Origin of the sequence: Stenotrophomonas sp., from assembly GCF_050737075.1 — a bacterium.
Taxonomy (GTDB): Bacteria; Pseudomonadota; Gammaproteobacteria; order Xanthomonadales; family Xanthomonadaceae; genus Stenotrophomonas.
Map to the genome: position 1 here is coordinate 1 of NZ_JBOHXV010000129.1, position 10704 is coordinate 10704.

The following is a 10704-nucleotide window of genomic DNA, read 5'->3' on the forward strand; positions in this document are numbered from 1 at the left end:
GCGCAACGGTTCACGAGGGCCGGCCAACGGCCGGCGCTACCGATGTCGGGCGGTCCGTTATTTCTGCAGCAACCCGGCCGGCACCAGTGCACCCAGGTCCTGGTTGAAGGTGACCACCAGCTTGCCGTTCTGGACCTGGGCCGACTGCACCTGCAGGGCGCCGAGCACGGCGGCCACGGTCGGGTCGATCTTGTAGATCGGCTCGCGGCGGGCGTAGTCGACCAGGAAGGTATTGAGCAGGCCGCGCGTGCGCGAATCGAGCTTGCCGCCGTTGTTGGCCGGGGTGAAGTCGTCCACGGTTGGCTGGTCCAGGTGGAAGCCCTGGGTCTGCGCGTCGTAGCGCAGGCCGCTGCTCAATTTGACCTTGCCCAGCGGTGCCGGCGCGCCGCCTGCAGTGGCGAGCGCCACATCGAAGCCGAGGTCGAGCCGGTTGCCCTGCGGCAGGGTCAGCTTCGGATGGCTCATGGTCATTTCGATCAGGCCGCCGAGGGCGTCCTGGGTGCGCGGGAAGCTGCCGTCCAGATACTGCTGGACGTCGGTGGCGCCGACCGACAGGTCATGGCCGGAAATGCTCGGGGCCGCCTGCGCGCCGACGGCCGCGGCGATGAGGACGGTGCAGGCGGCGATGCGGGTGACCAGGGGGCGTAGCTTCATGGTGGCGAGGCGCTGGGTGGAGATGCCTACACGATAGCGCGACGGGCTGAATCGGCGCTTCATGGCCAGCCACCCATGGGGTGGCTCTACCGGGTGGCGTAGCGCCACCCCGTGGAAAACCGCGCGGCGGGGGAACAACCCGTAGAGCCACCCCATGGGTGGCTGCAGGTGCGGGTCAATTCAACGTCGGCTGCAGCGACGCGCTCTGGAGCTCCCAGCCGCTGCCGTCCGGGCGCGGCTGAAGGCGGTACCAGCCGTGGTAGTTGAAGGTGCCGTCGGCGGTGATCGCGCGGATGCGCACCGGCACTTCGCGCAGGCGCGAAGGCTGGGCGGTGTCGCGGGCGATGGGCGGGTCGGTGTCCACGCGCAGGTTGCGCAGCTGCGGGATCGTGCGCAGCACCGCGTCGTCCGGGCGCGTGCCGGTGGTGCCGCCGCTCCAGTACGCATCGGAGGCGCTGCGCTCGTTGCCCAGCAGCGCGATGATGTAGTTGCGCACCGTCGTGGTTTCGCTGACCGCGTCCGGCGCCACTGCGCTCAACGCGGGCGGCGGCAGGGCGGTGATGCCGGCTTGCGCTGCCGGGCTGGCATCCTGCGCCGCCGCCGACACATCGGTGGGTGCGGCGGCGGTTCGGTCGCGCTCAGCGGCCGGGTCCGGTTGGCAGGAGCATCCGGCAAACAACAGCGGCAGCAGGAATACGGCTCGACGCATGGCGCACTCTCCCCAGAGGAGGGCAGAGTGTAGCGGGCACTCAGGGCGCGCGCTGGATGGCGTCCAGCGCGCCGAGCACTTCGTCCAGCTTCGGCTGCAGTGCGGTCAGCGGGTGGCTGGGCTCTTCGGCATGGCGCCGGGCCAGGTCCTGCAGCAACTGGGTGGCCACGATGGCGGCGGCGCGCTCGTCGCCGCTCAGGCCGGTCTGGCGCCGGGCCACTTCCAGCAGCCGCATCCAGTCCTGCTGGGCACGGTGCTCCAGTTCGATCGTGCAGCGCCCGCTGCACTGCAACCCGTCCTTTTCGATCGGGGTAACGGTAATGCGATAGCGTTGCGAAGGGCTGGCCATGGCTGCATGCACTGAGGGGGACAGGGCCACGATAGGCGGGGTGCCTGGGCGGAGCGACAGGTGCTGTCGCACGCAGTGTTCCACCCTGTGCGTTCCGGTCATGGGCGCGCCCGGCAGGAGTGCCGTGGCAGCAGGGTTTGAGCCGGTAGCACCGGCGCAGCGGTGGTTTGGCAACGCTGTGTTTCGTTGCAGGGCAACGTGGAAAAAAGAACGGGACGGCCATGGCCGTCCCGTTCGGGTGCTGCAGGAAGCGCGCAGATTACAGCGCGGCGTCCTTGAGCTTCTTGAGCGGACGCACCTTCAGCTTGGTGGTGGCTGGCTTGGCGGCGAACCACTGCTCTTCCTTGGTGAACGGGTTGATGCCCTTGCGCTTCGGCTTGGCCGCAACGCTGACGGTGGTGATCTTCAGCAGGCCCGGCAGGGTGAAGCTGCCTGCGCCCTTCTTGTGCACCGAGGAGGCCACGGCGGCTTCCAGGTGGGCCAGCACCGAGCGGACGTCCTTGGCGACAACGCCAGAAGCTTCGGCGATGTGTGCAACCAGGCCGGACTTGGTCAGCACTTCCTTGATCGGCTTCGGAGCAGCCGGCTTTGCAGCGGCCTTCGTAGCGACTTTCTTTACTGCCTTCTTCGGGGCAGCCTTCTTAGCGGTCTTTGCCATGATTTCCTGATTCCGTGATCGGTTGGTTGTGTGGTCGCGCCGAACCCATCGGCAAGCGAAATGTAGGGCAACAATGCGGCGGCGCCAATAGGCAAACGCATAAAAATTCGGGTTTTTTGCGTTTCCGGTTACTGCAGTGCATCAGTTCATGCCCGGGACGCAGGCCCGAGCGTGCCGTCCCGGCGGCTACCGACCGGGGCGCCGCGCCTTGCAGAGTAGCAAAAAACACCTTGAAAACCGCGCTTTCCGCATGGAAGTGGGGTGGTGCGGCCCGGTCACCGGCGGCGCTGCCGCGGCGGATCGGCGCAGGCCGGTGCGGCCAGACACGATGCTAACGCCCGGGCGTCTACGCTGGTGCTGCCATTCACGCACAGAGGAAGAACCAATGGGCATTTCGCGTCACGCCACCGCGCACTGGGAAGGTGACCTCAAGACAGGCAAGGGACAATTGAGCACGCCGCAGAGCGGCCTGCTGGACAAAACCCGCTATGCCTTCAGCAGCCGTTTCGGCGACGAGAAGGGCACCAACCCGGAAGAACTCATCGCCGCCGCGCACGCCGGCTGCTTCACCATGGCGCTGTCGGCCAAGCTGACCGAAGCCGGGTTCGTGCCGACCTCGCTGGACACCGAGGCCAAGGTGGATCTGTCGATGGAGGGCGGCCCGCAGCTGTCCCAGATCACCTTGAAGGTCAAAGCGGTGGTACCCAACATCGACGCGACCCAGTTCCGCGCCATCGCCGATGATGCCAAGCAGAACTGCCCGGTATCCAAGGCGTTGAGCGCCGTCCCGATCAGCCTGGAGACTGAGCTGGCCGGTTGATGTTGAATCAGGTGCCGGCCCCGGGCCGGCACCGGTTTCGGGCCCATTACCAGGTGATCGTTCCCTCGATCACCGTCTGCACCTGACCACCCGACCACACCTCCCCATCGGCATCCACATGCAGGGTGAGGCGCGCGTCGTGGCCGACCTCGCGGCCTTGGCTGACCACGTAACTACCCCCGCGTCCCGGCAGCGCATTGCGGCTGTCCAGCCAGGCGGCCAGCACGGCATTGGCCGCACCCGAGGCGGCGTCCTCGAAACGCCGTCCATTGCCGACAAACGCGCGAACGGCCAGGTCATGCTCGGCGCCGGTGCTGCGCGCATAGGCGAACACCCCCATGCTGTCGGTGCTTTCCGCGAGCAGGGCCACCGCGTCCCAGTCCGGCGACAGCGCACGCAACGCCGCTTCATCGGCCAGTTCCACCACCCACCAGCTGCGGCCGCCGGACATGCGCGCCGGCGGCAGTTCGCCCAGCGGCCAGCCGGCCAGCACGGCCTGCAGGCGCGGATCGGAGGCATCGGTCACCTCGGCCACTGCCGCGCGCGGGGTGCGGATGGCAATGCTGCGCGCGGCACCTTCGCCAACCACCCGCAGCGGCAGGGCACCGGCGATGCCGTCCTGCACCAGCATGCCGTCCACAGGGGCGGCCAGGCCGGCGTCCAGCACCGCGTGCGCGGTGCCCACGCTGGGGTGGCCGGCGAACGGCACTTCCTTCTGCGGGCTGAACATGCGGATGCGGTAGCTGGCGCCGGGCGCCTGCGGGGCGAATACAAACGTGGTTTCCGGCAGCCGGGTCCAGCGGGCGATGGCCTGCATGCGCGCGTCGTCCAGGCCCTCGGCATCCAGCACCACGGCCAGCGGATTCCCGGCGCCGGGATAGGGGGAGAACACGTCAAGCTGGAGGAAGCGGCGAGCAGTCATGGCAGATCGGTCAGGCGGAACGGTCGGGCAGCTTAGCAAGCCGGGCCGCGCCTGCCGGGCAGATCGGCCGATGCCGCCGCACGGGCCCTGTCGGGGCGTGGCTTGGCATAGAATCAGAGGTTCGGCCCGGCGTGCCGGGTCATTCCCCCCACTAGCTACCCATTCCTACCACCATGTCAGCTTCCCCCCTTGTCGATCGCTGGATCGTACTGAAGTTCGGCGGCACCTCCGTGTCGCGTCGTCACCGCTGGGACACGATCGGGAAGCTGGCGAAAAAACGTGCGGAAGAAACCGGTGCGCGCGTGCTGGTGGTGGTATCGGCGCTGTCCGGGGTGACCAACGAGCTGACCGCCATTGCCGATGGTGCCGCCGACGGCCGCGCCCGGGTGGATGCGCTGGTGGCCCGCCACCGCGAATTCCTGGCCGAGCTGGAACTCGATGCCAGCGCGCTGGACGTACGCCTGACGGCGCTGCAGGCGCTGCTGGACGACCCGCGCGCGGCCACGCGCCCGCTGGACTGGCAGGCCGACGTGCTGGGCCAGGGCGAGTTGCTGTCGTCCACCGTCGGCGCCGCTTACCTGCGCGCCAGTGGTTTGGACTTTGGCTGGATGGACGCCCGCGAGTGGCTGCAGGCGCTGCCGCCGCAGCCGAACCAGAGCGACTGGTCGCAGCGCCTGTCGGTGAACTGCCAGTGGCGTTCGGATGCCGAATGGGCGGCGGGTTTCCGCGCCCAGCCGACCCGCATGCTGATCACCCAAGGCTTCATCTCGCGCCACGCCGATGGTGGCACCGCCATTCTCGGCCGCGGCGGCTCGGACACCTCGGCCGCCTATTTCGGCGCGCTGCTGGGCGCCAGCCGCGTGGAAATCTGGACCGACGTGCCCGGCATGTTCAGCGCCAACCCGAAGGACGTGCCCGACGCGCGCCTGCTGACCCGCCTGGATTATTACGAAGCACAGGAAATCGCCACCACCGGCGCCAAGGTGCTGCACCCGCGCTCGATCAAGCCGTGCCGTGACGCCGGCGTGCCGATGGCGATCCTGGACACCGAACGCCCCGAATTGCCGGGCACCAGCATCGACGGCAATGCCGCACCGGTGCCGGGCGTGAAGGCGATCAGCCGCCGCAACGGCATCGTGCTGGTGTCGATGGAAGGCATCGGCATGTGGCAGCAGGTGGGCTTCCTGGCCGACGTGTTCGGGCTGTTCAAGAAGCATGGCCTGTCGGTGGACTTGATCGGTTCGGCCGAAACCAACGTGACCGTGTCGCTGGATCCGTCCGAGAACCTGGTCAACACCGACGTGCTGGCCGCGCTGTCGGCCGATCTGTCGCAGATATGCAAGGTAAAGATCATCGTGCCGTGCGCGGCGATCACCCTGGTGGGCCGTGGCATGCGCTCGCTGCTGCACAAGCTTTCCGACGTGTGGGCGACCTTCGGCCGTGAACGCGTGCACATGATCTCGCAGTCGTCCAACGACCTGAACCTGACCTTCGTCATCGACGAGGCGGATGCGGACGGCCTGCTGCCGATCCTGCACGCCGAGCTGATCGACAGCGGCGCGATGCCGGTGGAAGAGGGCGAAGTGTTCGGCCCGCGCTGGCGCGAGATTGCCGGCACCATCCGCCCGCGCGAGACCGCCTGGTGGCGCGGCCAGCGCGAGCACCTGCTGCAGCTGGCCGAGGCCGGCACGCCGCGCTACGTGTACAACCTGCCCACGGTGCGCGCGCGTGCGCGCGCGCTTGCGGCGATCAAGCCGATCGACCAGCGCTACTACGCGATCAAGGCCAACAGCCATCCGGCCATCCTGGAGCTGCTGGAGCAGGAAGGCTTCGGGCTGGAATGCGTCTCGCACGGCGAACTCAAGCACGTGTTCAACACGCTGCCCACGCTGTCGCCGCGGCGGGTATTGTTCACCCCCAGCTTCGCGCCGCGTGCCGAATATGAAGCGGCCTTCGCGCTGGGCGTGACGGTTACCCTCGACAACGTCGAGGCGCTGCAGCGCTGGCCGGAGCTGTTCCGCAACCGCGAACTGTGGCTGCGCGTGGACCTGGGCCGTGGCGAAGGCCACCACGCCAAGGTGCGTACCGGCGGCAAGGACTCCAAGTTCGGCCTGCCCACCGCCCGCGTGGACGAATTCGTGCGCCTGGCCGGCGAGCTGGGCACGCGCGTGGTTGGCCTGCATGCCCACCTCGGCAGCGGCGTGGAAACCGCGCAGCACTGGCGACTGATGTGCGATGAGCTGGCCGGCTTCGCGCGCCGCATCGGCAGCGTGGAAACCATCGACATCGGCGGCGGCCTGCCCATTCCGTACAGCGCCGACGACGAACCGTTCGACCTGGACGCCTGGGCCGTTGGCCTGGCCGAGGTCAAGGCGGTGCATCCGGCGTTCCGCCTGGCCATCGAACCCGGCCGCTACCTGGTGGCCGAATCGGGCGTACTGCTCACCACAGCCACCCAGGTGGTGGAGAAGGACGGCGTGCGCCGCGTCGGGCTGGATGCCGGCATGAACACGTTGATGCGCCCGGCCCTGTACGACGCCTGGCACGACATCGAGAACCTGAGCCGGCTGGGCGGTTACGCCGAGGCGATGTTCGACGTGGTCGGCCCGATCTGCGAGTCCAGCGACGTGTTCGGCAAGCGCCGCCGCCTGCCGGTCTCGACCGCGCCGGACGATGTGATGCTGATCGCCGATGCCGGCGCCTACGGTTACGTCATGGCCAATACCTACAACCAGCGCGAGCTGCCGCGCGAGGACGTCATCGATGACCTGCCCTGAGCGCAGCCTGCGGTGCTGCCTCGCACGCCCGCTTGAACGCCTTCGCGCACCGCCGCGAAAACGCCACGTCTCACCGGATACGCCATGACTGCTTTCGATAAACACCAGGTTGCCACGTTCCACTTCGTCCGCTGTGCGCTGGACGTGGAGACCGGCGTGGCCCAACTGGTCTACGCCTTCGACAACGGCCCGGAGCTGACCGAAACGGTGACCGTGCCGGGTGCGCCGTTCGTGCTCGACGCCGCGCGCGCGCAGGCCGTGGAGCAGGCGCTGCGCCTGCTCCACCTGTTCGCCGGCGTGAGCTACTACAAGGCCGGCGTGCCCGACGATGTGCGCATCGACAGTTACAGCATCGACGCGGCGACCGCGGCGCTGGTGGAAACGGTCTACCTCAACGGGCTGGGCGAGTTCGCTTACCGCAACGGGCTGAACCTGCGCGGTCGGTTCCGCCTGCCGGTGCAGGGCCAGGCGCTGCAGGCGCCGGCGCTGGGCCTGCGCGAGCACGCGCTGGTCGCCATCGGCGGCGGCAAGGACTCGCTGGTCAGCATCGAAGCGCTGCGCGCGCTGGGCATTGCCGAGACGGTCACCTGGATCGGCGGTTCGCAGCTGATCCGCGCCTGCGCCGAGCGCACCGGCCTGCCCACGCTCAACATCGGCCGCGTGCTGGCCCCGGAGCTGTTCGAGCTCAACCGCCAGGGCGCCTGGAACGGGCATATCCCGGTGACCGCGGTGAACTCGGCGATCATGGTGCTGGCCGCGCTGCTGCAGGGCGTGGACCAGGTGGTGTTCTCCAACGAGCGTTCGGCCAGCTACGGCAGCCAGATTCCCGGCACCGGCGAAGTGAATCACCAGTGGTCCAAGGGCTGGGCGTTCGAGCAGGCCTTCGGCGAGCACCTGGAAAAGCACGTTGCCGCCGACCTGCACTACTACTCGCTGCTGCGCCCGCTCTCCGAGCTGGCGGTGGCGCGGCAGTTCGCCAAGACCGATTTCTACGACGCGCACTTCTCCAGCTGCAACCGCAACTTCCACATCCTTGGCGAGCGCCCGGTGAACCGCTGGTGCGGGGTCTGCCCGAAGTGCCACTTCGTGTTCCTGGCACTGGCGCCGTTCATGCCGAAGACACGCCTGGTGCGCATCTTCGGCCGCAACCTGCTGGACGATGTCGAGCAGGCCGGCGGTTTCGATGCGCTGCTGGAATTCCAGGACCACAAGCCATTCGAATGCGTGGGCGAAGGCCGCGAATCGCGTGCGGCCATGGCCACGCTGGCCACGCGCCCGGAGTGGAGCGAAGACGCGCTGGTGAAGCGTTTCGTCGACGAGATCCGGCCGCAGCTGGATGCCACCGAACTGCAGATCGAGCCGTTGCTGGTACTGGACGGCGAGCACCGGATTCCGGCGGCGATCTGGGAGCGCCTGCGTGCGAATTTCGCAGCTTGAGGGAAAGCGCGTTGCGCTGTGGGGCTGGGGACGTGAGGGGCGCGCGGCGTTCCGGGTGCTGCAGGAGCGCCTGCCCGGCCTCGCGCTGACCCTGTTCTGCCCGGAAGCCGAAGCCCCCACCGCGCGTGCCGAGGCCGGCGCGGCGCTGCACGTGCGCTCGGATGTAAGTGGCGACGCGTTGGCGGCGTTCGAGGTGGTGATCAAGTCGCCCGGGATCAGCCCGTATGGCGAGGCCGCCGCGTACGCGACCGCGCAGGGCACGCAGTTCATCGGCGGCACCTCGCTGTGGTTCGCCGAACACGCCGATGCCGAAGGCACCGTGCGCGACACAGTGTGCGTGACCGGCACCAAGGGCAAGAGCACCACCACCTCGCTGCTGGCCCATCTGCTGCGTGCCTCGGGTGCGCGTGCGGGGCTGGTCGGCAACATCGGCCTGCCGCTGCTGGAAGTGTTGGCGCCGGAGCCCGCGCCGGATTACTGGGCAGTGGAGCTGTCCAGCTACCAGACCGGCGAAGTGGCGCGCAGTGGCGCGCACCCGCAGGTGGCGGTGGTGCTGAACCTGTTCCCCGAACACCTGGACTGGCACGGCAGCGAGGCGCGCTACATCGCCGACAAGTTGTCGCTGGTGACCGAAGCCGCGCCGCGGGTGGCCGTGCTCAATGCCGCCGACCCGCACCTGGCCGCGCTGATGCTGCCGCACAGCGAGGTAGTGTGGTTCAACCAGCCGCAGGGCTGGCATATGCGCGGTGAGGTGGTGTATCGCGGCGGGCAGGCGGTGTTCGACACCGCGAACACGCCGCTGCCGGGCCGGCACAACCGCGGCAATCTGTGCGCGGTGCTGGCGGCCATCGAGGCGCTGGGGCTGGATGCGGTTGCGCTGGCGCCGGCCGTGCAGGATTTCCGCCCGCTGCCCAACCGTCTGCAGACCATCGGCGAGTGCGAGGGGCTGCGCTACGTCAACGATTCGATCAGCACCACGCCGCACGCGAGCCTGGCGGCGCTGGAGTGCTTCGGCGGCCAGCGCATCGCGCTGCTGGTGGGCGGGCATGACCGCGGGCTGGACTGGCAGGATTTCGTGGACCACATGGCGCACGACGTGCCCCCGGTGGAAATCGTCACCATGGGCGCCAACGGCCCCCGTATCCACGCGCTGTTGCAGCCGCTGGCCGATGCAGGCCGGTTCGGCCTGCATGCGGCCGACGATCTGGACGAGGCGGTGCAACTGGCCCGTGCCGCGCTGGGCGGGCAGGGTGGGGTGGTATTGATGTCGCCGGGCGCGCCGAGCTACGGCGTGTACCGCGATTACGTCGCGCGTGGTCGCCATTTCGCCGAACTGGCCGGGTTTGATCCGGACCAGATTACCGCGATTCCGGGGATTGGGATCGCCTGATTCCGCAGCCCCGTAGCGCCGGGCTCTGCCCGGCCGCGTGTGATGTCCGGCGATCCGTGCAGCGGGGCAAAGCCCCGCTCTACGGCATGTTGCGCCTGCGCCCCGTATATTCGGGTTTCCATCTGGAGGAGCAGACGCATGAGCAGGCAATGGCAGTGGGGTGCAGCGGTGCTGTTGGGCATGACGGCGCTGCCGGCAATGGCGGCAATGCAGGCCAAGCCGGTGGAGTGGACGCACGAAGGCACCACGTTCAGTGGCGTGCTGGTCTACGACGATGAGGACAATGACAAACGCCCCGGCCTGGTGATGGTGCCGAACTGGAAGGGCGTCAACGACTCGGCCATCGCCAAGGCCAAGCAGCTGGCCGGCGACGGCTATGTGGTGCTGGTCGCCGACGTCTACGGCAAGGGCGTGCGCCCGAAGACCGATGCCGAGGCCGGACCGGTCGCGACCAAGCTGCGCAATGACCGCCCGGTGCTTCGCGCCCGCGCGCTGAAGGCGCTGGAAGTGCTCAAGGCCCAGGCCGGCAACGCGCCGCTGGATGTGACGAAGATCGGCGCGGTGGGCTTCTGCTTCGGCGGCACCACGGTGCTCGAGCTGGCCCGGGCCGGCGCGCCGCTGGCGGGCGTGGTCAGCCTGCACGGCGGGTTGGGCTCACCGCTGCCGGCCAAGGCAGAAGGCACGCACCCGTCGGTGCTGGTACTCAATGGCGCCGACGACAAGGGCGTGAGCAAGGAAGACATCGCCAGCTTCGAGCAGGAAATGAACGCGGCCAAGATCGACTGGGAGTTCACCAACTACAGCGGCGCGGTGCACTGCTTTGCCGAGGCCGACGCCAACAGCCCGCCGGGCTGCCTGTACAACGAGCGGGCGGCGAAGCGGGCGTGGAAGAGCCTGGATACGTTCTTTGAAGGTCTTTTCGAAAAGCGATAGATCGGCGGCTGGGACATCGGTAGCGCCGGCCGTTGGCCGGCCCACGGATCGCCTG

At 68.5% G+C, this 10704-nt stretch carries 10 protein-coding genes; 5 read left to right on the forward strand and 5 right to left on the reverse strand.

Going from position 1 to position 10704, the window contains the following annotated elements:
• Positions 1-57: 57 nt before the first annotated feature.
• From ACREPD_RS20465 to ACREPD_RS20480, 4 genes are all read right to left on the reverse strand, one after another.
• A complete protein-coding gene (locus tag ACREPD_RS20465; RefSeq protein ID WP_431601019.1) occupies positions 58-654 on the reverse strand; it encodes a DUF1439 domain-containing protein in 597 nt (198 codons plus the stop codon).
• Positions 655-829: 175 nt separating this feature from the next.
• Positions 830-1363, reverse strand: coding sequence for a hypothetical protein (locus ACREPD_RS20470; RefSeq protein ID WP_431601010.1), 534 nt, complete (start codon positions 1361-1363; stop codon positions 830-832).
• Positions 1364-1403: 40 nt separating this feature from the next.
• Positions 1404-1712, reverse strand: coding sequence for a DUF3861 family protein (locus tag ACREPD_RS20475; RefSeq protein ID WP_431601011.1), 309 nt, complete (start codon positions 1710-1712; stop codon positions 1404-1406).
• 259 nt (positions 1713-1971) lie between these two features.
• Complete coding sequence (locus ACREPD_RS20480) at positions 1972-2370, reverse strand: HU family DNA-binding protein (protein ID WP_431601012.1); 399 nt, start codon at positions 2368-2370, stop codon at positions 1972-1974.
• Positions 2371-2755: 385 nt separating this feature from the next.
• On the opposite strand from ACREPD_RS20480, the gene ACREPD_RS20485 reads away from it, so the two are divergent.
• Positions 2756-3190 carry an OsmC family protein gene (locus ACREPD_RS20485; RefSeq protein WP_431601013.1) on the forward strand — a complete coding sequence of 145 codons (435 nt, stop codon included), beginning with the start codon at positions 2756-2758 and terminating at the stop codon, positions 3188-3190.
• Between the two features lie 46 nt (positions 3191-3236).
• Here the strand turns inward: ACREPD_RS20485 and ACREPD_RS20490 are convergent, their stop codons facing one another.
• Positions 3237-4112: a PhzF family phenazine biosynthesis protein gene (locus tag ACREPD_RS20490; RefSeq protein WP_431601014.1), complete on the reverse strand. Its 876-nt coding sequence runs from the start codon at positions 4110-4112 to the stop codon at positions 3237-3239.
• Positions 4113-4285: 173 nt separating this feature from the next.
• Here ACREPD_RS20490 and ACREPD_RS20495 point away from each other — a divergent pair, with 173 nt between their 5' ends.
• From ACREPD_RS20495 to ACREPD_RS20510, 4 genes are all read left to right on the forward strand, one after another.
• On the forward strand, positions 4286-6889 hold the full coding sequence (locus ACREPD_RS20495) for a bifunctional aspartate kinase/diaminopimelate decarboxylase (RefSeq protein ID WP_431601015.1): 2604 nt from the start codon (positions 4286-4288) through the stop codon (positions 6887-6889).
• Between the two features lie 84 nt (positions 6890-6973).
• Positions 6974-8326 carry a UDP-N-acetyl-alpha-D-muramoyl-L-alanyl-L-glutamate epimerase gene (gene murL / locus ACREPD_RS20500; RefSeq protein WP_431601016.1) on the forward strand — a complete coding sequence of 451 codons (1353 nt, stop codon included), beginning with the start codon at positions 6974-6976 and terminating at the stop codon, positions 8324-8326.
• Positions 8307-9716, forward strand: coding sequence for a UDP-N-acetylmuramoyl-L-alanine--D-glutamate ligase (gene murD, locus ACREPD_RS20505; RefSeq protein WP_431601017.1), 1410 nt, complete (start codon positions 8307-8309; stop codon positions 9714-9716). Before murL ends, murD begins: the two co-directional genes overlap by 20 nt.
• Before the next feature lie 138 nt (positions 9717-9854).
• Positions 9855-10649 (forward strand): dienelactone hydrolase family protein, encoded by a 795-nt coding sequence (locus ACREPD_RS20510; RefSeq protein WP_431601018.1) that lies wholly within the window; start codon positions 9855-9857, stop codon positions 10647-10649.
• Positions 10650-10704 lie beyond the last annotated feature (55 nt).